We start from the raw sequence: 21,860 nt of genomic DNA, 5'->3' as shown, positions 1-21,860 counted from the left end.
TTACCGGTCCAGCCACACGTTCTTGAGCGGCAGGTACTGGTTGATGTGGTGGTGCCTCCAGCCCTGGACATAGGGCCACCAGAGGCTGACGTAGATCGGGTCGCCGGTAGTGAGGATCCAGGCCTTTCGGGCGATGCGCACCTGCGCCTCGTGCACCAGCGGGAGGCGCCTGGCCTGGTCCAGCTCGCGCCGCTGGGCCTCGAGCAGCCGGTCAATGGACGGATCCCGGTAGTTCCCGACGTTGCCGCTAGAGGTGGAGTGGTACTCCACGTAGAGGTAGCTGTCCGGGTCGCTGGCCAGCGTGAAGTTGTCGGCCAGGATCATGAAGTCCTTCTGGAAGCGGACACGCTGCACCTGCGCGGTGTCGATCAGCCGGAAGTTGAGGGTAATCCCCGCCTGGGCGAGCTGGGCCTTCATGGCCTCCAGCATGATGCGCCGGTTATCGGGGCTCACGCCGCCGACGGCCTCCACCGTTACGCCGTCGGGGAACCCCGCCTCCCGCAGCAACTGACGGGCCTTGGCCACATCCCGCTGGAAGAAGGGCAGGCGCCGCCAGTCCACCGCCCAGACGCCCAGCCCAGCCGGTACCGGCCCGTTCACCGCGCCCTCCCCGCCGCCCAACGCGATGGCGATGGCCTGGCGGTTGAGCGCCAGCGACATCGCCTGCCGGGCCTTCTCGTGATTGAGCGGCGGGCGGTCGACGTTCAGGCGCGCGTGGACGCTGAAGATCCCCTGGTACTTCTCCCACCGCAGCTGTCCCTCACGGATGATGGGCTGGGCCTGGCCCCAGGGGAGCAGGTCCACGACGTCGATGCGCCCTGCCCGCAGCGCCGCCGCCCGCGTGGCGAAATCGCGGAAGATGTGGATCACAATCTCGTCCAGATAGGGCTGGCCACGCTCGAAGTAGGCGGGGTGCCGTTTGTAGACGTACCGCACGCCGCGCTGGAAGCTGTCCAGCATGAACGGTCCGGTCCCGATGGCCACACGCTTGTAGTCCACGTCGGCCCGCGGGACGATGGAGGCGAACACCGTGGCCAGGTTGTGGAGGAACGGCGCGAAGGGCTCCCGCAGGGTGACGCGCACCGTGTACCGGTCCACCGCCTCGTACCGCTGGATGACGGAGAAGAGGTCGCGCTTGATGTTCTCCGGGTCCTCGGCCAGCATGCGCTCCAGGCTCCAGACCACGTCGTCGCTGGTCAGCTCCCGGCCGTTCACGGGGGGCTTGTCGTGGAAGCGGACGCCCCGGCGCAGGCGGAAGACGTAGGTGGTGGGGGACGGCTGCTCCCAGCGCTCCGCCAGGTCGGGCTCGATGATGAACTGGTCCGGCTGGACGCCGGGCCCCGTCTTGAAGCGGACGAGGCCGTTGTAGACCAGGGGGACGAAGTTCTGGGCCGTGGTCCCCCGGTGCGGGTCGAGGTGCGCCGGGTCTGAGCTGAACGTGGCGTTCAGCGTGCCTCCCCGACGCGGCGCCGCGGCCGGAGCGCTCCCCGCCGGCTGCCAGACGGTCGCGACCAGCGCGGCAACGGTCACGAGACCGCCCATCAGGTGTGCCAGTCCTCGGTTCGCCTTCATCCCATCCCTCCTTGGGTCCCTGCCCCGGTGCTCAACCGACCGCCCGCCGTGCCGCCCCCGCCCTCCCCCGCGGGCGCCTCCACTCGCAGCGGGCGGTGGAGGTACCGGCCCGTGGGCTCCCCCACCACCTCGCCATGCGCGAAGACCACCTGCCCTCCCCGGACGGTGTGGGTGGGCCAGCCCCGCAGCCGCGCGCCGGCAAACGGGGTGAAGTCCTGCGCGGAGAGCAGGAGCTCGGGGTGGACCTCCTGCTCCCACTCCGGGTCGACGATGGTCAGGTCCGCGTCCGCCCCCGGGGCGATGGTGCCCTTCCGGGGGTAGAGGCCGAAGGCGCGGGCGGAGTTGGCACTGGCCAGTTCTGCGATCCTCGCAGCGGGTACCCCGCGCCGGTGGAACCCCTCCGAGATCAGGTAGGGGTAGAGGAGCGCCGTTCCGCCGAAGCCTGGCAGGGCCCGCCAGAGATCCTCTCCCTTCTCCTCCTCGAAGCAGCAGGCGTGGTCGCTCACCACCGTGTCCACCTCCCCGCGGACCACAGCCTCCCAGAGCGCCTGCCGGTCCTCCTCGGTGCGGATGGGCGGGTTCACCTTCCCCCGGATCCCCCCGGCCGAATCGTAGGTCAGGGCCAGGTGGTGGACTGTGGTCTCCAGCCGGATGTCCAGGTGCGGGTAGTCCCGCTTGGCTGCGACGGCCGCCCCCATCGCCTCACGGCTGCTCAGGTGGAGCAGGTTGATAGGGCACCGGGTGGCGTCGGCCAGCAGCACCGCCTCGGCCAGCGAGAGCCGCTCCGACAGCGGCGGCCGGGCGCGGTGGTAGGCCTCCAGGCCCCGCAGCCCGGCCCGGCGCACCTGCTCGATGAAGACGCGGAGCAGCTCGGCGTGCTCGCAGTGCAGGCTGAGGGAGATCCGCCCCTCCCGGCCGCGCCGGTGAGCCTGGGCCGCCACCCGTTCCATGAGCAGGAAGAGGTGGCCGAGGTCGTAGGTGTCCGCCAGCGTGTACTCGCTGGCCCGGGTGGAGTCGGCGGTGAGGTTCAGTCCCTTGTAGAACATGTAGTACTTGAAGGACGTGACCCCCTGGTCCGCCACCAGCCACGCCACCTCGTCGAGCTGCGCCTCGGTCATCACGGCAATGTGGAAACCGTAATCGGTGTAGGCCCGCCCGCGCACGGCCGCCAGCACCTCGGGGAAGATCTCGCGATAAGGACCGCTGCGGTTGAGGTAGTGCCGGCCGGTGCGGAAGTAGGAGAGCACGGTGGTGACGCCACCGACGAGCGCCGACCGCGTCTCGCTCGCCGCATCCTCGGCCAGGTCCCGGTAGATCCCCAGGTGGAAGTGGGAGTCGACGGCACCCGGGAAGACCAGGCGACCCCGCGCATCGACCACCGCGGTGGCGTCCCCCGATGCGATCTCCTCGGCGAGCGCGGCGATGCGCCCGGCCCGGATCCCGATGTCCGCCCGCACCGTTCCCACGTAGGGGACGACCACGGACCCGCCCAGGACCGCGAGATCGTACCGTGCCATCCTCAGGCCTCCTCGAGCACGTATCGCCGCTCCTGCTCCTGAAAGTGCGGGAGGTCCAGCAGGGCGTTGAGCTGGTCGAAAGAGAGCATGGCGTCCACCATGGCCGCCGTCGAGCCGTCCTGCCGCAGTCGCTCCATCAGGCGCGTCACCACCAACGCGGCCGCGCGTACCGCGGCCCCGGGGAAGATCACCAGCCGGAATCCGAGGGCGTCCAGCTCCGGGGCCGACAGGAGGGGCGTCCGGCCTCCCTCGACCATGTTGGCCATCACCGGGGGCGGCAGCTCGCGGGCGATGCGCGCCAGCTCCTCCCGGGTGCGCGGGGCCTCCACGAAGAGCAGGTCGGCCCCGGCCTCCCGGTAGCGGTGCGCCCGCTCCAGGGCAGCGTCCAGCCCCTCCACGGCGCGCGCGTCCGTCCGGGCGATCACGACCAGGGCCGGGTCCCGCCGTGCATCCACCGCCGCCTTGAGCTTGCCGACCATGACGTCCGGGGGCACGACCCGCTGGCCGGCCAGGTGCCCGCATCGCTTGGGCGCCACCTGGTCCTCCAGCTGCACCGCTGCCGCGCCGGCCGCCTCCAACAATCGCACCGTCCGCCTGACGTTGAACGGCCCCCCATACCCGTCGTCGGCGTCGACAATGACCGGAAGGGCGGTGGCCTCGACGATCGTGCCGACCCGCCAGGCGGTCTCGGTCAGAGTGACGAGGCCCAGGTCGGGCGCCCCGAGGTGGGTGTAGGCGAAGCCCGCCCCCGTGAAGTAGACCGCCTCGAACCCCGTCCGCTCGACGATGCGGGCCGTAAGCGCGTCCGGGGCGCCCGGCGCCACCAGGATCGGCCCGGTCGCCAGGCGGGCCCGGAGTCCCGCGGCCGGTGTCATGCCCGTCGCCTCCCGGCCAGGCGGGCCTCAGTGAACGGGACAATGCCTCCGGCGCGCAGGATGGCCAGCGAGATCCCCGTGAGGTTCACGATGGGAAGCGTCACCCCGGTGCGCAGGACCGTGACCTGACGGGCGTTGAGGTCGACCCGCAGGCGGTCACCCGCCTGGATCCCCGAGGTATCGGGGACGATGACCGCCGGCAGGCCGTTGTTGATGGCGTTTCGGAAGAAGATCCGGCCGAAGGACCGGGCGATCACCGCGGACACGCCCGCCTCCCGGAGGGCCACCACGGCCGCCTCCCGACTGCTCCCCGCCCCGAAGTTCACCCCGGCCACCACGAAGTCGCCGCGGCGCACCCGCGCGGCGAAGTGCTCGTCCAGTCCGCTCATGGCGTAGCGCCCGGCCTCGTCGAGGGGCCGTTCGAGATACCGGCCGGGGTAGATGTCGTCTGTCGTCACGTGGTCGCCGAAGACCCAGGCGGTCCCCTCCAGCACGTCCACTACAGCACCTCCCGCGGGTCGGTGAGCCGGCCGGTCAGCGCCGAGGCGGCCACCGTGAGGGGCGAGGCGAGGTAGATCTCGGCCGTCCGGTGCCCCATACGGCCCGGCGTGTTGCGCGTGACGGTCGCGACGCATCGTTCCCCCGGCCCGAGGAGTCCCGAGTGCAGGCCGGCACAGGCTCCGCACCCCGGTGCCTGCACGACCGCGCCGGCATCGACCAGCGCCTGCAGCGTCCCATCGGCCAGGCAGGCCCGCACCACGCGCTGGGTGGCGGGCGTCACGACGAGGGGCAGGCGCGACCGCCGCCCCCGGAGCACGCGCGCCGCCAGGCGCAAATCCTCCGCTTTGCCCCCCGCACAGGAGCCGATGTAGGCGCGGTCGAGCCTGGTCCCTTCCAGCGCCGCGACCGGGTGCACCTGGTCGACGGCAGGCGGGACGGCCACCAGCGGAGGCAGGTCAGCCACGGGGAAGACGTGAACCGCTTCGCACGCCTCCGGAGGCGAGGGGCTGAGGTCCACGGCGCCGGGAGTGGTCCCGTCGGCCCCGGCTCCGGCATCGGGTGGTGGGGCGATGATCCCGTTCTTCGCCCCCATCTCGATGGCCTGGTTCGTGAGCACCGCGCGCTCGTCCACCCCCAGCCCCGCGACGGCCTCCCCCACGTACTCCACCGCCCGGTAGATGGCAAAGTCCGCCCGCAGCGACCGCAGGACGGCCATGGCCAGGTCGCGCGCGGTCAGGTAGGGAGGCACCGCCCCGTCGAAGCGGATGAGCACCGTGGGGGGGACGCGCAACCACACCTCCCCGGTCACCAGCACGGTGGCCAGTTCCGTGGCTCCAACGCCGACCGCCACGGCGCCCACGGCCCCCGCGGTGCAGGTGTGCGAGTCGGCACCCACGATGAGCATCCCGGGCCGGGCCAGGCCCTCTTCGAGCAAGAGGTTGTGCATGACCCCCTCCGCGTCGAAGAAGTAGGGCAGCGCCCGGGCGCGGGCCCACGCGCGCGTGAACCCCACGATCTCCGCGTGGGTGAGCGTCGCCGCCGGGGTGAAGTGGTCGATGGCCAGGACGACGCGCTGGGGGTCCCACAGCCGGCCGCCCAGACGCTCGAGGATCGGGGCGATGCGGCGCGGGCCCGACGAGTCATGCATCACCGCCAGGTCGACCGTTGCCCATACCTCGTCCCCGGGCGCCACGGTTGGGCGCCCGGCGGCCCGGGCGATGATCCGTTCGGTCACCGTCATTGCGGTGCCGCCTCTCTCACCGTCCGCCGGCCTCCCGCCCGTCGCGGCGTGGGGACACGCCCGCGCCTGGAAAGCCTCCGGGGGGCCTGTCCGACCTCCGTCGCCGTCGAGCGATCGGCCGGACCGGGCAGGTAGCCCACGCTCCTCGAGATCGCGGCGGCGGCCTCGAGGACCATGGGGATCAGCGTTCGCACACGCCCGGGGGTGAACCGGTAGCTCGGGCCCGAGACGGTTAGCCCCGCCACCACCTCGCCCTGGGCGTTGCGGACGGGGGCGCTCACGGCGGAGGCACCGTCGACCCGCTCACCGGCACTGACGGCGTACCCGCGCTGGCGGATGCGGGCCAGCTCCTCCCGGATCCGCCCCCGGTCGGTCACCGTGCGCGCCGTCAGCGGCCGCACCTGCTGCCGGAGCACCGCCTCCACCGCCGGCGGATCGAGGTGCGCCAGCAAGACCTTCCCCGAGGCCCCGGCGAAGAGCGGCAGCGGCCGACCCAACTCGACGAAGTGGCGGACGTCCTGGACGCTTTCCACCTTCTCGATGCAGACCCGGTGTCCACTCTGCACGATGTTCAGGTTGACCGTCTCCCCGGTCTGGCGTGCCAGGGCTTGCATGACAGGCAGTGCGGCCTGGCGGACGTCCAGCGCGCGCAGGAAGGCGCTGCCGAGGCGAAATGCCATCAGGCCCAGGCCATAGCGCGCGGTGTGCGGGTCGCGGCGCAGCAGGTCGCGGGCGACCAGCGCCTCGACAAGACGGTGGACGGTCGCCTTGGGCAACGCGAGGCGCCGGCTGAGGTCGGTGATCCCCAGCTCCGGACCGTCCTCGACGAACGCCAGGAGGAGGTCCAGTGCCGTTCAACCGCCTGGACCCGCCTGCGCCCCTGCCCAGGAGGAGTGGTGTGTTCCATGATATGGAACAACGTTCTGCTTTACTTCCTTCCAAAGCCGGCTCCCCTTCTCCTCCTGCTCACCGCCCCGCCCCGTCCGCCACCCCCGGCCGCCCTGCCTCTCCTCCACCCGCAGGGCGCCACTCCTAGAGCGGGGTAGAATGACAATGCCGGTTACCGCCGTGTCCGGGAGGACCCCCATGCTCACCGTCGCCGACGTGATGACCCGTCGTCCCGTCATGGTTCCCGCCGACGCCACCGTCGCCGACGCCCTCGAGGCGATGAAGGCCCGGGGCATCAGCAGCGTCCTCGTCCCCCCGCTCCCCGGCCTCAGCGAGTACGGCATCGTCACCGCGCGCGACATCCTCACCAAGGTGGTGCGCGACGACCTCGACCCGACCCAGGTGCACCTGCACGAGATCATGACCTGGCGGCTCGTCACCGCCCGCCCGGCCTGGACGGTGGCCCAGGCGGCGGGGGTGATGGGCCAGGTGGGCGTCCGCCGCCTCCCCGTCGTGGAGGGCGGCGAGATCGTGGGGCTCGTCAGCGACACCGACCTCTTCACCGCGCTGGCCCCGCAGCAGGAGTGGGAGCACGTCCGCCGCGTGCGCAAGGCGCGGGCGGAGGAGCGGGTCTCCCGCACCGGGACGGTCCGCACCGTCGCCGACGTCATGTCGAGTCCCGTGCTGACCATCGGTCCTGACGCCACCGTGGCCGAGGCGGTGCGCAAGATGGTGGCCGCCGGCGTGAGCAGCCTGCTGGTGACGGAAGATGGCCCGGCGGCGCAGGGGATCCTCACCAAGCGGGACATCGTCCTCAAACTGGTGGCCGCGGAGCGGGACACCGCCCACGTGCGCGTCGGTGCGGTGATGTCTGCCCCGGTGCGCACCATCGAGCCCGGAGCCACCATCGAGGCGTGCTCGGCCCGGATGGCCGAGGCGGGCGTGCGGCGCTTCCCGGTGGCCCGGCCCGAGGCCCCCGGCGAGATCCTGGGGATCGTCAGCGACAGCGACATCCTGGCGGCGGTGGAGGCGCGCCGCTGGCAGGGACACCGCCGGCCGCGCTGGCCGACGGCCTACATCGTCGCCGACGTGATGCGCCCGCCGGCCGGACCCTTCCAGACCTGGGAGGAGGCGCTCTCCCCCGAGCTCTCCCTGTGGGAGGCGGCGGGGCGGATGCGGCGCGCCGGGGTCCGCCAGCTCCCGGTCGTGCAGGAGGGTTCGGTCATCGGGGTCGTGAGCGATACTGACATCGTGCGCGCCCTCGAGCAGCGGGGCGGCGGGGACTGACCCCGGCGCCGGCGGGTGTGTGCACGGCGCCCGCTGCGTCCTGCGCCGTCCATGCTCCGTCTCTCCCGCACCGGCCGCCTGCTCCTCGCCGCTGTCGGCGCCCCGCCGGGCGGCCCGCCGGCACGCCTCGACGGCGCTGCACCCGCCTCAGGGCCGGCACCTGACGCGGGCGGGCCTGCCACCCCACACCCGCGCCTCCGCCCGAGCGCGCACGACCTCGACCGCGCCGACCACCTGGCTCCCCTGTCCGAGGCCGCTCTGCTGCACGGCGTGGGCGGCTACCTGGCCGCGCTGCTGGGGCGGTTCGCCTCCGGTCCGCGTACGCTCGCGGCGCTCGTCCCTGTCCTGGAGGAGGGCCGGACCCTGACGCGCCGCGTCGGGGACGACCTGGTCCGCCTCGCCGCCGTGCTGGACGCCGAGGGCGTCCCCTGGGTGGTGCTCAGGGTCCGGCGGCAGCACGGCTCCACCACCTGCGGGTCCCTGCGCCTTCCGGCGCGCTGGCGTTCGCCTGCTCCCACCCCACCGTCCCGGGTGTCCCGGACCGGGACAGCGAAGCGGCCCCCTTCCCCCTCCGCCTCTACGGCGACCTGGACATCCTCATCGGCCCCGAGATGCGTACGCTCGTCCGTGACCGCCTGGCCCGGCTCGGGGCACGACCGCTCCGGGAGCGCGCCCCGTCACCGGCAGCGCACCGGCCCGCTCCCCCGACCAGGGGGGACGGGACCGCTCCCCGGACGGCAGGACGTCCACCCCGGCCGATGGCCACCGCGGACGAGCCCGGGCAGGAGGCATGGCAACTGCCGGGCGGCACGATCCTCGACCTGCACTGGGACCTGGTGCACCGCCCGCAGGCCCGTGCCTGGTACCGCATCCCGGTGGCGAGGGTGCTGGCGCGGCGGCGACGGGTGACATCAGGCGAGGTGGCGTGTCCCGTGCTGGAGGTCACCGACGCCGTCCTGCACCTGGCCCTCCACGCCGGCCTCCACGGGGGATGGCGCCTCATCTGGCTGAAGGACATCGAGCGGGCCGTGCGGCTGGAAGCGCCGGACTGGACGGTCCTGGTGGAGCGGGCCCGCCGGTGGGGCGCGGTCGACCCGGTGTGGCTGGCCCTTGCGCGGGCGCGCGGGCTGCTCGGCGCGGCCATTCCCCAGGGCGCGCTGCACAGGTTGCAGCCCTCGCGGGCGGCCCGTCTGGCCGCTCTGACCCTGGCGCTGGCAACGCCCGCCGTCCCGCTGTGCCGCCCCTCAGGCCTGGCGCGGCGCCTCGCCCTGGCCGTCCGCCCCGACGCGCGGCCCCACCTCCACCGTCGTCCCTTCCCGCCCGGGGAGGAGCTCGAAGGGGAGGTCGCGGGGCGCTGTGGCCATCAGGGCGTCGAGTAGGTCGTCGGCGTGCGCGGGGTCGTGGTGGAACGTCATCAGCCGGCGCACGCCGGCCAGGCGGGCGAAGGCCAGCGCGTGCGGAAAGGCGCTGTGCCCCCACCCGACGTGCCGGGCGTACTCGTCGGGCGTGTACTGCGCGTCGTGGATGAGCAGGTCGGCGCCCGCCGCCACCGCGTACCCCGAGGTCCACGCGGGCTCGTCGGGGAAGCGGCGCGCGCACAGCGCCGGCTCGTGGTCGGGGAGGTAGGCGAGCACCGCCCCGTCCTCGGCGATGCGCAGGCCCGCCGTGGGCCCCGGATGGCAGACGAGGTCCGCGTCGACCTCGAACTCGCCGAGTGCGAACGGCGCGAGCGGCAGGTCGTGCAGGACGAGCTGCCCGGGCACGTCGCGCAGCGGCATGGGGAAGAGCGGCGGGGAGAGGTAGCGGGCGAGCCGCGTCCGCAGGTCCTGGGTCGTGGAGGGCGGGCCCCAAATGTGCACCGCTGTCCCCTCGCGGAAGAGCGGCGGGAAGAACCCCAGCCCCTGCAGGTGGTCCAGGTGCAGGTGGGTGAGCAGGATGTCCACGCGCGGCAGGTCGCCGGGCAACGCCGCGCCGAGCCGCCGCAGTCCCGTCCCGGCGTCCAGGATGAGGACCGTGCCGGCGCGCCCCCGGACCTCCACGCAGGCGGTGTTGCCGCCGTACCGCACCGTCTCCGGTCCGGCGCTGGGCAGCGACCCGCGAGTGCCCCACACCGTGACCCTCATGCCTCAGCCCCTGCTGCCGCTGCCGGGCGCAGGCCCCGGTGCCCGGCCCGGCGCCCGTTCCCGCCGGGGGCAGGCTGGCTCACGGGCCCGACTCCCAGAACGCCGCCATCCCGCCGAGGAAGCGGTCCCCCTGCCCCACCAGCGGCAGGGCCACGACCTCCAGCCGCCGCCTGACGCCGTCGAGACCTTCGATCCAAAAGGCCCGCTGCATAGGCCGGCGCTCTCGCAGGGCGACGACCAGCGGGAGCTCCGCGGGGGAGAGGGGCCGGCCACGCTCGTCGGTAGGGTGAAACGCGGTCGCCCAGTGTTCCAGCGGCATCTCGCCCGCTTCGTCGAAGCGACGGCCCAGCAGTGCCTCGGCCGGTTCGTTGTAGAAGAGGAGCGTGCCCTCGGCGTCCACCAGGAAGACTGGCACGGCTAGGTAGCCCGCCAGCTGGCGCATCAGGATGAGCTCGATCGGGTACTGCTTCATCGCCCCGGGCCGGTCCCCATGGCGGCGGGTCCGGGGCGGGAGGAGGCAGACGGCGTGCTCGACCTGCCGGGCGCGGGCGTGTTTAACCTGCCGGGAGCGGGGGAAAACCGTCCGTGGACCGGCGGGCCTACCTCCCCACCCGGGGGGCGCACCGAGCTGCGACGGTCGCGTGGTTGCTCGCCCCCCAGCAAGTCCGGTCCGGCGACCACGTTGCCGGGGACCCCGTCCCGACCCACGCCCGGCGGGGTCCCCTTCTCTGCTCGGCGGGTCGTCCGGCGCGCCACCAGCCCCGCACACCTCAGGCCCGGGCTACCGTGCGGTAGCGGCGCACCCCCTCGGCGATCCGCTGCAGCCCCTCGTCGATGGCGGCGATGGAGGCGGCGTAGGAGAGCCGCAGGTAGCCCTGCCCGGAGCTCCCGAAGGCAGTCCCGGCGAGTACTGCGACCCCCATCTCGTTGAGGAGGAAGCTGGCGAAGCGCTGGCTGTCGACGTCGACGCCCGTGACGTTGGGGAAGACGTAGAACGCCCCCAGGGGGGTCCGGCAGGTGATGCCCTCGATGGCGTTCAGGCCTTGGACGATGTGGTCGCGCCGACGGCGGAACTCCGCCACCATGCGGTCGACGGCGTCCTGCGGGCCGCGCAGCGCCTCCATCCCGGCCACCTGGGTGAAAGCCGCCGGGCAGGAGGTGGCGTTGGTGGCCAGCTGCGTCATGCGCTCGGCCAGCGCTGCCGGCATCACGCCGTACCCCAGCCGCCACCCCGTCATGGCGTAGGTCTTGGAGAACCCGTCCAGGATGATGGTGCGCTCCTGCATCCCCGGCAGGCTGGCGATGCTCGGGGCTTCCACCCCGTAGGTGATGCGCCCGTAGATCTCGTCGCTGAGGACCCAGGCATTCGTCCGCTGCACCGCCTCGGCGATCGCCGTCAGGTCGTCGGCGGTGAGGACGGAGCCGCACGGGTTGTGGGGGGAGTTGAGGACGACCAGGCGCGTCCGCGGCGACAGCAGGCTGCGCAGCTCCTCGGGGTCGACGCGGAAGTCGTTGCGCTCGCGCAGCGGCAGCGGCTTCACCGCCCCGCCGGCGAAGCGCGCCATCGACTCGTAGATGGGGTAGCCCGGGTTCGGCACGACCACCTCGTCGCCGGGCTCGACCAGCATGAGCATGGCGAAGAACATCACCGGTTTGGCGCCGGTGGTGAGGACGACCTCCTGGGGCTGGACGGGGATGCGGCGCGTGCGGGCCACGTACTCGGCCACCACCTCACGCGCCTCCCACAGGCCTGCCGTGGGCGTGTAGTGGGTGTAGCCCTCCTGCAGGGCGCGGACCGCCGCGTCCTTGATGTGCGCGGGGGTGTCGAAGTCGGGCTCGCCGACCTCGAGGTGAACGATGTGCCGGCCCTGGCGTTCCAGCTCCTTGGCCCGGGCCAGCACCTCGAACGCCGTCTCCGTCCCCAGCAGGGCCATCCGCTCGGCCAACCGTGCCTCCACGTGCCTCGCCTCCTTGGGTGTCCTGTGCGGGTTTCGACTGCCGGGGCATCCCTCCCTCCGCCCCCACCCCGGGAGGACCGCGCGCTGGTAGAATTCCGCGCATGAGGGTCATCCACTACGGGCTTGGGCCGATCGGCCTGGGCATCGCCCGGGTCCTCCTCGAGCGGGGTCACCAGATCGTCGGCGCGGTCGACATCGACCCGGCCAAGGTCGGCCGGGACCTGGGCACCCTGCTCGACGGACCGCCGCTCGGGGTCGAGGTGACGGCCGACCCCGCCGACGCCCTCCGGGCCGGCGCACAGGTCGCCGTCCACTCCACCGGGTCGCGGTTGCTCGCCGTGTTGCCGCAGCTGGAGACGCTGGTGGAAGCCGGCCTCCACGTCACCTCGACCTGCGAGGAGTTGGCCTTCCCCTGGCGCAGGTACCCCGAGGTCGCCCGCCGGCTGGACGCGCTGGCGCGCCGCCGGGGGATCACCGTCGTCGGCCTGGGGGTGAACCCGGGGTTCGCCATGGACGCCCTGCCCCTGCTCCTGACCGCTCCCTGCGAGCGGGTCGACCGGGTCGTGGTGGAGCGCCGGGTGGACGTGGGCCGCCGCCGGGAGCAGCTCCAGCACAAAGTGGGTGTGGGCCTCACTCCGGCCGCTTTCGCGGCGGGGGTGCGGGAAGGCCGCCTGGGACACGTCGGCCTCCCCGAGTCCGCCGCCATGATCGCAGACGCGCTGGGATGGGACCTCACCGATCTGGGGGAGGAGATCGCCCCGCTGGTGGGCCCGGACGGGCTGGTCACGGGCGTCCATCAGGTGGTGTGGGGCCGGCGCCCGGGTGACGTCCCGGAGGCCCCTTCCCTTTGGCTCGACCTGCAGATGGCCGTCGGGCTTCCCGGCCGCGATGCCGTTACTCTCTATGGGCACCCCATGCTTCAGCTGGAGGTGGCGGGGGGCATCCACGGTGACGTGGCCACCTGGGCCATCGTCGCGAATGCCCTCCCGCTCATCCTGGAGGCCCCCGCGGGCCTGTGCTCGGTGGCGCGCCTGCCGCTCCTCCACCTGACGTCGCCGTCGGTGGGAGGACCGCACGGGCGACCACAGCCACGCTGACGGATGCTGCGCCTGTGGCGAGCAGCAGCTCGGCACAGGCCGCCGCCGTCGCGCCGCTCGTCATGACGTCGTCCACGAGCCAGACGGGCCGACACCCTACCGACGACGCCAGCGGCGTGGAGGCAAAGGCGTGACGCACGTTGCGCACCCGGTCGGCATACCCCAGACCGCGTTGCGGAGGGCCCGCCCGGATTCGCCTGAGCGCCTCCTCCAGGAGCGGGAGGCGCAGGACCTCCGCCACGGCGCGCGCCAGGATCGCCGCCGGATGGTAGCCCCGTGCGCGCAGGGCGTCCGGGTGGGCGGGGACCGGGACCAGCACCGCCCGGGCGGCGACCACCCCCTCCCGGGCGAGCGCCTCCCCCAGCTGCCGGCCCAGGGCACGGCCAACGTCCACCGCCGCAGCGAACTTGAAGCGGTGGACGGCCCGGCGCAGATGACCCTGGAAGAGCCCCAGCGCCCGCACGGTCCGGAAGGGCGGCGGGTGGAGGAGGCACCGGACGCAGAGACGACCGCCGGTCGCGCGACCGTCCAGCACCGGGACGCCACACCGACCGCAGAGGGGGACCGCGATCCCCGCCAGGCCCCGCAGACAGTCCGCGCACAGGCCCACCGGGCCGGGCCGGTGGCAGCCTGCACACCGCGGGGGAAAGAGGAGCGCGGAGAGGCCGCCGAGTACACCGAGCGCCCACTCACGCCCGGCCCATCGCCCGGCCCATCCACGGCCAGCCCGGCCCCCTCCGCCCCATCCCCGCCCAGGGTCCGCCACATCCTGCTCATCGGCAGCGGCGCGGAAATTTCAGGGGGGGTCGACGGCGCGGCTCAGGTGCCCTCTTCCCAGGAGCTCAGGTAGCGCTGCTGCTCGGGGGTGAGGGTATCGATCGCCACGCCCATGGCCGCGAGCTTGAGGGCGGCCACCTGGTCGTCGAGCGCCTGCGGGACCGGGTAGACGTCGGGGCGCAGCCCGCGGCCTTCCCGCACCAGGTACTCCACGGCCAGGGCCTGGTTGGCGAAGCTCATGTCCATGACCGCCGCGGGGTGCCCCTCCGCGGTCGCCAGGTTGACTAGACGCCCTTCCGCCAGCAGGTAGAGGCGACGGCCGTCCTGGAGGAGGAACTCCTCCACGTAAGGGCGCACCGTCCGCCGGCTGCGGGCCAGATCCGCCAGGGCGGCGACGTCGATCTCCACGTTGAAGTGCCCGCTGTTTCCCAGGATGACCCCGTCCTTCATCCGCTCGAAGTGCTCCCGCCGGATGACGTCGCGGTTGCCGGTGGCGGTGATGAAGAGGTCCCCCAGCGCGGCCGCCTCCAGCAAAGGCATGACCTGGTAGCCTTCCATCACCGCTTCCAGCGCCGGCAGCGGGTCCACCTCGGTGACGATCACCCGGGCCCCCATCCCCCGCGCCCGCATCGCCACGCCCCGGCCGACGGGCCCGTAGCCGCAGACGACGACGACCCGCCCGGCCAGCAGGAGGTTGGTGGCGCGGAGGATGCCGTCGATGGTGGACTGGCCGGTCCCGTAGCGGTTGTCGAAGAGGCGCTTCGTCCGGGCGTCGTTCACGGCGATAATGGGGTAACGCAGGACGCCGTCGCGCGCCATTGCCCGCAGGCGGACCACGCCGGTGGTGGTCTCCTCCGTGCCGCCGATGACCTCCGCCAGGAGCTCGGTGCGAGCGCTGTGGATGGTGGAGACGAGGTCGGCCCCGTCGTCCATCGTCACGTGGGGGCGAATGTCCAGAGCCTGGCCGATGTGGCGGTAGTAGGTGTCGCGGTCCTCCCCCTTGATGGCGAAGACGGGGATCTGCTCCTCCACCAGCGCGGCGGCCACGTCGTCCTGCGTCGAGAGCGGGTTGCTGGCGCACAGCCGGACCGTGGCTCCGCCGGCGACCAGCGTCCGCATGAGGATCCCGGTCTCGGTGGTGACGTGGAGGCAGGCGGCGATGCGGATGCCGGCCAGAGGGCGCTCGCGGGCGAAGCGCTGGCGGAGGCGGGCCAGCACGGGCATCTCCCGCTCCGCCCAGGCCAGCCGGGCCCGGCCGGCGGCGGTCAGGGCCAGGTCTCGTACGTCAAAGGCCATCCCCACCGGTTCCACGGCAGCCACCGCCCCTCACACGGACCACTCCCGGCCTGATGCCCCGGCCGGCCAGACGCTCCCGGCTCGACGTAACGATGCATCGTCCCACACTCCGCGGAGCCGTGTCAAACGCCGCATTGCCTCACAGTGCATCCAAGCGAGGCCGGGGCATTGCCTCATCGATGTGCTGCGACTCCGGGTCAACTGAATCAACACGCCCCGCGGGGCGGTCTGGCCCGGCCCGCGGACAGCACGGGTCCTGCCCCCTGCCTGTTCCCGTCACCGGTTCGAGCTCCTCCAAACGGTGGAAGGAAGAGCTCTGGACCCCCCGCAATCTTCCCGGGAACCACCCATCATCCAGCGCGCGGTCGACCTGCGGGCCTGCACCGGCGGGAAGCGCCTCCGGTCGGGGAGCCCTGTGGGGCCGACGCGCGGACTGCCGGGAGGGGAAAGCAATGCGCTGGCGCACCCGCAGAGGGTTTGCCGTGGTGAGCATGGCCGGTCTCCTCGTCGTCCTGGTCGTGGCGCTGGGCTACGGCCAGTCGACCGCCCCCAGCTCGCGGGAGTTGAAGCGGCTGGTCCGGATGTCGCCAGTGCCCCCGGATCCCGGCGAGGGCTCCCCTACGGCCGCCGGGCAGGCCAGGGTGGGGAACGCCCCGACGGAGGAGGCCGAGACCGTAACCAACGTCCAGGTCAGCAAGCGCCAGCGCCCCGGCGACTCCCTGCGCGTGGGGGCGAGCGAGACCACACTGGCGTCGACCCCCGACGGGCAGAAGCTCGTCGCCGGCTGGAACGACGGCGAGGGGTTCGCCTTCGCCCCCTTCGGCCCCCCACCGGCCCTGGGGCTGTCGGGCTTTGGCGTCTCCACCAACGGCGGGGCGAGCTGGACCGACGCCGGGGCTCCCCCACCCGGCTCGGTGGTCGCGCTGGGTCCCGGGAGGCGCGGGCAGAGTGCCACCGGGCGCTACGTCACGCGCGGCGACCCCTGGCTGGCCGCCGCAGGAACCGGGAAGGGGGAGACGACCCTCTACTTCAGCAATTTGGCGGTGTGGGAGGACCAGGACCCGGCGGGTCCGCCGGCGGGCGTGAGCGTCCACCGGGGGCGCTTCAGCGGCAAGGGCTTCGCCTGGACGGACGCCGTCCTCCTCCAGTCGCCCAACTACCCCGACGACTTCCTCGACAAGGAGGCCATGACCGCCGACGGGAGCGCCGTCTACGTGACCGTGACCAACTTCATCGAGCTGTGCCGCCAGCCGTTCTTCGGCTTCGGGCAGATCGAACTCTACCGCTCCCTCGACGGAGGGACGACCTGGAGCCGGCGGATCGTCCAGCCGGACGAGGCCTTCGTCACGGATCCCAAGGATCCGACCTGCGGCCAGGACGGCATCGTGAACCAGGGCTCCGCCCCCGCGGTAGGCCCCAGCGGGGAGCTGTACATCGTCTGGGAGCGCGGCTGGTTCGCGCCGCTCCTGGGCGGGGGGACCCAGTGGGCTGCCGCGGGCCACCATCGCCTTCCGCCGCTCGCTGGACCAGGGGCAGAGCTTCGGGTCGCGGCGGACGCTGGTCTCCCTCTGCTCCGGGGCGCTCAACCCGCCGGCCGGCTACAACCGCACCGTCACCAACGACTTCCCGCGCATCGACGTCATCCGGACGGGCAAGCACGCCGGGCGGATCCTCGTCACCTACCAGGACTGCCGGGCCGCCGCCGGGACGGCACCCTTCGGGCAGGACACCGACGTCTACGTGATCTTCTCCGACGACCAGGGGGAGCACTGGAGCGCCCCCATCCCGCTGCACCGGCGGGCCGACCGGCGCATCCAGTTCTGGCCGGCGGTGGCGGTCGACGGGCGGGGCGTGGCCACGGTCGTCTACTATCAGAGCCGCGAGGTGAACGTGACGAAGGACCCCAACGACCTGGAGTGCTCGGTGCGAGTGGGAGGTCCGCTGGACAACCCGATCCTGCGCCAGAGCCGGGTGAGCTCGCTGGTGGACGTCTTCCTGGTGCGCTCGCTCGACGGGGGGCAGACCTGGAGCTCCCCGGCCCGCGTGACCACCCGGACCACCAACTGGTGCCGGGCCACACCGCTCAACAGCATCATCCCCAACTTCGGTGACTACATCGACGTGCGGGCGGTGAAGGACCGGGCCCTCATCACCTGGGCGGACGGGCGGAACAACGGGGCGGTGAACCTGATCCCCACCGTCTTCTTCGCCCAGCCCTGAGGAGGACATGCGGAAGACGGGCCTCGTGATGGCGGCGCTGCTGGCCCTGGCCCGCTGCCCTCCCCTCTGGGCAGGGCCGGCCGGGCCCGGCCTCTCCGCGCTCCCCATGGGGGTGGCACCGGCGGGGACCGGGCTCTCCGCGCGCCCCGTGGGAGCGGCACCGGCAGGACCGGACCTCCCCCCACTTCCTCGCCTCTCCCGGCCCTGCCGGCTGGAAGACGGGCCTGCTGCAGGATGGCGGCGCCTGGATCTGCCGGCCCTGGGCCTGCGGCTTGCGTATCCCCCCACGTGGACGGTCCAGGTGGAGGGGCGGACGCTGCGCTTTCGTGCTGCGGCGGCTGTTGTGGCCCGCCTCGAGGTCCCGGGACGGGTCGACAATCCGACAGCGTGGCTGACGGCGCAGCGGGCGCAGCCGGGGTGCCGGGCGGCCCTCTACGCGTCAGGACCGGCGGCGCGCTGCCCGGGGGCCGGCGGCGGGGTGGCGGTCCACCTCCTCGTCGCCGGCCATCCGGTCACGGTCTGGTTCGCTGCGGCCGTCCCGCCGACCGTGTGGTGCGGCCTGGTGGCCGGGCTGGCGGCGACGGGCGGGCGATGACGCGAGGGTGATCCCCCGCAGGACGGCGGCCCGCCGCGGGCGATCCCCGGTTGCGGACGAGGAGCACGCCCGCCGGGACGATCCCGGCGGGCGTGCAGGGTCGACCGCACCCGCCGCCGTGGCCCGCGGGGCGGCTACTCGATGAAGTCCTTCAGCCGCTTGCTGCGGCTGGGGTGGCGGAGCTTGCGCAGCGCCTTCGCCTCGATCTGGCGGATGCGCTCGCGCGTGACCCCAAACTCCCGGCCGACCTCCTCCAGCGTGCGCGGCCGCCCGTCGTCCAGGCCGAAGCGCAGCCGCAGCACCTTCCGCTCGCGCGGTGTGAGGGTCTCCAGCACCCCCTCCAGCTGCTCCTTGAGCATGGTGAAGGAGGCCGCCTCCGCCGGGGCCAGGGCGTCGTGGTCCTCGATGAAGTCGCCCAGGTGGCTGTCCTCCTCCTCCCCGATGGGCGTCTCCAGCGAGATCGGCTCCTGGGCGATCTTCATGATCTCGCGCACCCGCTCGGGCGAGAGGGGCTTGCCGTCCGGGCCCTTCATCGCCTCGCCGATCTCCTCCGGCGTGGGCTCGCGCCCCAGCTCCTGCAGGAGCTGCCGGGAGACGCGGACGAGCTTGTTGATCGTCTCCACCATGTGCACCGGGATGCGGATGGTGCGGGCCTGGTCGGCCAGCGCCCGCGTGATCGCCTGCCGGATCCACCAGGTGGCGTAGGTGCTGAACTTGAACCCCTTGCGCCAGTCGAACTTCTCGACGGCGCGGATGAGCCCCAGGTTGCCCTCCTGGATGAGGTCGAGGAAGAGCATGCCGCGGCCCACGTACTTCTTGGCGATGGAGACGACCAGGCGCAGGTTGGCCTCGATGAGGCGCCGCTTGGCCTCCTCGTCGCCCTTCTCCATGCGCTGGGCCAGGTCGACCTCCTGCTCGGGCGTCAGCAGCGGGACCTTCCCGATCTCCTTCAGGTACATCCGGACCGGGTCGTCGATGCTGACGCCCTCCAGGTCCTCCTCGAGCTCCTCGGGCTTCTCCTCCTCCTTGGCCTCGTCGACGATCTCGACGCCCTGCTCGGTGAGCAGAGAGTAGATGCGGTCGATCTCCTCGACGTTCTGCTCCGCCTCCGGGAAGCGCTCCAGGATCTCGTCGTGGGTGACGTAGCCCCGCTGGCGCCCCAGGTCGATGAGCGGGCGCAGCGCAGCCGCCAGCGGCGTCGCCTCGCGCTGCGGCTCCGTCTCGTCAGTGGTCACCATCGGCACCGGTTCCTTCCGCTTCGCCATCGCCATCACCCCCCTTCCGGGGAGCCCCCTCGGCGGTGCCCGCACGCAGGCGCCGCACCGCCAGCTGCAGCCGCAGGACCTCCGCCTGCAGCTGTCGCAATCGCCCGACATCGCCCGCCCGCTCGGCGGCGGCGAGCTCGCGGCTGACCCGGTCCTGCGCGGCGCGCAGCCGTTCGGCCTGCAGCAGCCGGACGCAGTCCGTCAGCACCCGCTCCCTGACCTTTTCCGCCAGGTCCACCGGCCTAAACAGCAGGCGCGTCAGGTCGGCGACCGCCTCCGCGTCGACCCGATCGCACAGGGCCTCGGCCGCCTCGTCGCTCTCCAGCAGGACGCGCGCCAGCTTGGCGTACCGGGGATGCTCGAAATCCGCCGCCTGCAGGTGCCGCCGCACCGCGGCGCGGGCCTGCAGGTCGTGCACCATCAGCCAGACCAGGTCGTGCTCGGCCCGCTCGCGTCCCGACGCGGGCTCGAGGACCGGGGGCGGCGCGGGGCGGCCGGAGTTGCCCCGGCGCGGCCCGGCCGCCAGGCGCTGGCGCAACGCCGCCTCGGCCAGGCCGGCGCGTTCCGCCACCATCCGGACGTATTCGGACTGGCGGACGGGATTGGCAACAGACGCAATGACAGCCAGCATTTCGTCGGCCAGGGCCACCCTTCCTTCTACCGTGTGCGTGTCATGGCGGCCCAGCGCCTGCTCGAACCGGAACTCGAACATTGGCAGGGCCTGATCCACGAGCGTCCGGAACTTGTCCGCACCCGCCCGGCGCAGGAAGGCGTCGGGATCGCCCTCGGGGAGCACCGCCACCCGGGCGGCCACCTCGGCCTCTTCGAAAAGCCCGAGCCCGCGCTCCGTGGCCGCCAGACCGGGCGCGTCCGCGTCGTAGACCAGGACCACGCGTGGGGCCACCCGCCGCAGCAGGCGGACATGGTCCACCGTGAGCGCCGTCCCCAGCGTGGCCACGGCGTTCCGCACCCCGAACTGGTGGCAGGCCAGCACGTCCATGTAGCCTTCGACCACGACCGCCTCGCCGACCTCCCGGATCGCCTCCCGCGCCTGCGGCAGCCCGTAGAGCAGCCGCCCCTTGTTAAACGCCGGCGACTCGCGGGAGTTCAGGTACTTCGGCACCGCGTCGTCCAGCGCCCGCCCGCCGAACCCCACCACCCGCCCCTGCAGGTCGTGGATGGGGAAGATGAGGCGGTGGCGGAACATGTCGTAGTGCCCGCGTCCGGGCCCCCCCTCGCGCGCCTGCACGAGCCCCAGCCGCTCCAGTAGCTCGACGGCGAAGCCGCGCGCCCGCAGCGCCCCGAGCAGCGCGTCCCACGCCGCCGGGGCGTACCCCAGGCCGAAGCGGCGTGCCGTCTCCTCGTCCACCCCGCGTTGCGCCAGGTAGGCACGGGCCACCCGCCCCCGCGCCCCCTCCAGCTCGGCCCGGAAGAAGCCCGCCGCGGCGTCCAGGGCGCGCAGCATCGTCTCCCGCTCCGAGCGGGCCTCCCGCTCCTCGGCCGGCCGCGGCAGCGTCACACCGGCGCGGGTCGCCAGCGCCTCCAGGGCCTCCGGGAAGGTCAGCCCCTCCATGCGCATGACGAAGTCGAAGACCGTCCCGCCCAGGTGACAGCCGAAGCAGTACCACAGCCCCCGCTCCGGGTCGACGTGGAAGGAGGGGGTCTTCTCGGCGTGGAAGGGGCACAGCCCCTTGTACTGCCGCCCCGCCCGCTTCAGGGTGACGTGGGCGGAGACCACCTCCAGCAGGTCGACCCGCTGGCGGATCTCCTCCGTGATCCCTGCCCCTGGGGGACGCATCCTCCACTCCCGGCGGAGAACAGCCGGAAAGGGCGGTGGGTGCCCGCCCTTTCCCCCGGCTGCCGACCGCCACCTCGGCTTCGCGTTCCCGGAAGGACCCTCCTGCCGGTCCGACCTCCCAATGGCATCAACGCCTGTGGCCCCACCCTTTATGCCCGGGCCGCGGCATGCCCGGGGCGGCTACAGGGGCCGCGGCTTGCCCGGGCCGCGGCTTTGCCGGAGGTTGCCCCCTCGGCGCCCCCCACCCTCCCCGCGCCCTCTCCGAACCTTCGTCTAAAGTTCCCGCGAGACGGGCACAACCTCCTGGTGGACCTCACCTACCTCTTCCTGGACCGGCTCGCCCTGGACCGGTCGGGGCGTCAGGTGCTGCTGTGTGCCGCCGCGCTCACGGCCGACGGGACGCCGGTACCACTCCTGGCCGACCGCCCGCGCGGGAACCTGGAGGACGGGTGGCGGGCGGTGCTGCGGGCGGTGAAGGCCTCCGGGCGTCTGCGGGGGCTCCGCCTGGTGTGCTGTGACGGCGACCGGGCGGTGGTGCGGGCGATCCAGGCCGAGCTGCCCGGAGCCCTGGTCCAGTTCAGCCTCCCCCACCGCCTCCTGGCTATGCGCCGCGCCGTCTCCCCACGCCACCGCGGCCGGTGCCTGGCCGAGGCCCGGGCGATCTTCCGGGCTCCGTCCCGGGCGGAGGCGCTCGCCCGGTACGAGAGGTGGGTGGCGCGCTGGTCCGCTGTAGGGGAGTGGGCGGCGCAGACCTTCCGCACCGAGATCGGGCTCTGCCTGACCTTCTACCGGTTCCCGCAGCCGATCCGCCGACAGTTGCGCAGCGCGCACCTGGCGGCGCGCCTCTTCCG

Annotated in this window: 18 protein-coding genes and 1 pseudogene; 6 read left to right on the top strand and 13 right to left on the bottom strand. The window is 73.1% G+C overall.

The genetic code is table 11. From position 1 onward, the window contains the following. From RB146_11145 to RB146_11120, 6 genes are read right to left on the bottom strand one after another with little or no spacing between them, the layout of a single operon-like run. Complete coding sequence (locus RB146_11145) at positions 1-1,572, bottom strand: ABC transporter substrate-binding protein (protein ID MDQ7829526.1); 1,572 nt, start codon at positions 1,570-1,572, stop codon at positions 1-3. Then, positions 1,569-3,089, bottom strand: coding sequence for a dihydroorotase family protein (locus RB146_11140; GenBank protein MDQ7829525.1), 1,521 nt, complete (start codon positions 3,087-3,089; stop codon positions 1,569-1,571). Before RB146_11140 ends, RB146_11145 begins: the two co-directional genes overlap by 4 nt. A gap of 2 nt (positions 3,090-3,091) precedes the next feature. After that, a complete protein-coding gene (locus RB146_11135; GenBank protein ID MDQ7829524.1) occupies positions 3,092-3,964 on the bottom strand; it encodes an oxaloacetate decarboxylase in 873 nt (290 codons plus the stop codon). Beyond that, positions 3,961-4,464: a 3-isopropylmalate dehydratase gene (locus RB146_11130; GenBank protein MDQ7829523.1), complete on the bottom strand. Its 504-nt coding sequence runs from the start codon at positions 4,462-4,464 to the stop codon at positions 3,961-3,963. The genes RB146_11135 and RB146_11130 overlap by 4 nt, the downstream gene beginning before the upstream one ends. Further along, positions 4,464-5,705, bottom strand: coding sequence for an aconitase/3-isopropylmalate dehydratase large subunit family protein (locus RB146_11125; GenBank protein MDQ7829522.1), 1,242 nt, complete (start codon positions 5,703-5,705; stop codon positions 4,464-4,466). The genes RB146_11130 and RB146_11125 overlap by 1 nt, the downstream gene beginning before the upstream one ends. Further along, entirely contained in the window at positions 5,702-6,553 is an 852-nt protein-coding gene (locus RB146_11120) for an IclR family transcriptional regulator (GenBank protein MDQ7829521.1), read from the bottom strand. Before RB146_11120 ends, RB146_11125 begins: the two co-directional genes overlap by 4 nt. Before the next feature lie 238 nt (positions 6,554-6,791). On the opposite strand from RB146_11120, the gene RB146_11115 reads away from it, so the two are divergent. Both RB146_11115 and RB146_11110 read left to right on the top strand, forming a co-directional pair. Next, on the top strand, positions 6,792-7,880 hold the full coding sequence (locus tag RB146_11115; GenBank protein ID MDQ7829520.1) for a CBS domain-containing protein: 1,089 nt from the start codon (positions 6,792-6,794) through the stop codon (positions 7,878-7,880). 428 nt (positions 7,881-8,308) lie between these two features. Next, positions 8,309-9,004, top strand: a pseudogene (locus RB146_11110) (nucleotidyltransferase family protein). Positions 9,005-9,124: 120 nt separating this feature from the next. Here the strand turns inward: RB146_11110 and RB146_11105 are convergent. The 3 genes from RB146_11105 to RB146_11095 all read right to left on the bottom strand — a co-directional run bounded on the left by RB146_11105 (position 9,125) and on the right by RB146_11095 (position 11,961). Next, positions 9,125-10,003, bottom strand: coding sequence for an MBL fold metallo-hydrolase (locus RB146_11105; GenBank protein MDQ7829519.1), 879 nt, complete (start codon positions 10,001-10,003; stop codon positions 9,125-9,127). Positions 10,004-10,082: 79 nt separating this feature from the next. Continuing rightward, positions 10,083-10,475: a hypothetical protein gene (locus RB146_11100; GenBank protein ID MDQ7829518.1), complete on the bottom strand. Its 393-nt coding sequence runs from the start codon at positions 10,473-10,475 to the stop codon at positions 10,083-10,085. Positions 10,476-10,773: 298 nt separating this feature from the next. Further along, positions 10,774-11,961, bottom strand: a complete 1,188-nt coding sequence (locus RB146_11095; GenBank protein MDQ7829517.1) for a pyridoxal phosphate-dependent aminotransferase — start codon at positions 11,959-11,961, stop codon at positions 10,774-10,776. 101 nt (positions 11,962-12,062) lie between these two features. Between RB146_11095 and RB146_11090 the strand changes: the two genes are divergently transcribed. After that, positions 12,063-13,058: a dihydrodipicolinate reductase gene (locus RB146_11090; GenBank protein MDQ7829516.1), complete on the top strand. Its 996-nt coding sequence runs from the start codon at positions 12,063-12,065 to the stop codon at positions 13,056-13,058. On the opposite strand, the gene RB146_11085 is transcribed toward RB146_11090, so the two are convergent. Together RB146_11085 and ahcY are read right to left on the bottom strand one after the other, a co-directional pair. Then, positions 12,952-13,824: a ComF family protein gene (locus RB146_11085; protein MDQ7829515.1), complete on the bottom strand. Its 873-nt coding sequence runs from the start codon at positions 13,822-13,824 to the stop codon at positions 12,952-12,954. The genes RB146_11090 and RB146_11085 overlap by 107 nt on opposite strands. A gap of 53 nt (positions 13,825-13,877) precedes the next feature. After that, the gene (ahcY, locus tag RB146_11080) at positions 13,878-15,131 is read right to left on the bottom strand and encodes an adenosylhomocysteinase (GenBank protein ID MDQ7829514.1); all 1,254 of its coding nucleotides are present in this window, start codon (positions 15,129-15,131) and stop codon (positions 13,878-13,880) included. Between the two features lie 1,740 nt (positions 15,132-16,871). On the opposite strand from ahcY, the gene RB146_11075 reads away from it, so the two are divergent. Then, positions 16,872-17,351, top strand: coding sequence for a hypothetical protein (locus RB146_11075; GenBank protein ID MDQ7829513.1), 480 nt, complete (start codon positions 16,872-16,874; stop codon positions 17,349-17,351). A 7-nt stretch (positions 17,352-17,358) separates the two neighbouring features. Next, positions 17,359-17,946, top strand: a complete 588-nt coding sequence (locus RB146_11070; protein MDQ7829512.1) for a hypothetical protein — start codon at positions 17,359-17,361, stop codon at positions 17,944-17,946. Between the two features lie 134 nt (positions 17,947-18,080). On the opposite strand, the gene rpoD is transcribed toward RB146_11070, so the two are convergent. Beyond that, positions 18,081-19,184 carry an RNA polymerase sigma factor RpoD gene (gene rpoD / locus RB146_11065; protein ID MDQ7829511.1) on the bottom strand — a complete coding sequence of 368 codons (1,104 nt, stop codon included), beginning with the start codon at positions 19,182-19,184 and terminating at the stop codon, positions 18,081-18,083. Next, the gene (gene dnaG, locus RB146_11060; GenBank protein ID MDQ7829510.1) at positions 19,171-21,009 is read right to left on the bottom strand and encodes a DNA primase; all 1,839 of its coding nucleotides are present in this window, start codon (positions 21,007-21,009) and stop codon (positions 19,171-19,173) included. The genes rpoD and dnaG overlap by 14 nt, the downstream gene beginning before the upstream one ends. 306 nt (positions 21,010-21,315) lie before the next feature. Between dnaG and RB146_11055 the strand changes: the two genes are divergently transcribed. Then, positions 21,316-21,860 (top strand): transposase (locus RB146_11055; protein MDQ7829509.1); only part of this gene is annotated, 545 nt, incomplete at its 3' end.

The sequence above is a fragment of the Armatimonadota bacterium genome (genome assembly GCA_031081585.1).
GTDB classification, from domain to species: Bacteria; Sysuimicrobiota; Sysuimicrobiia; order Sysuimicrobiales; family Humicultoraceae; genus Geohabitans; species Geohabitans tengchongensis.
This window is presented reverse-complemented; position numbering and strand designations above follow the sequence as displayed.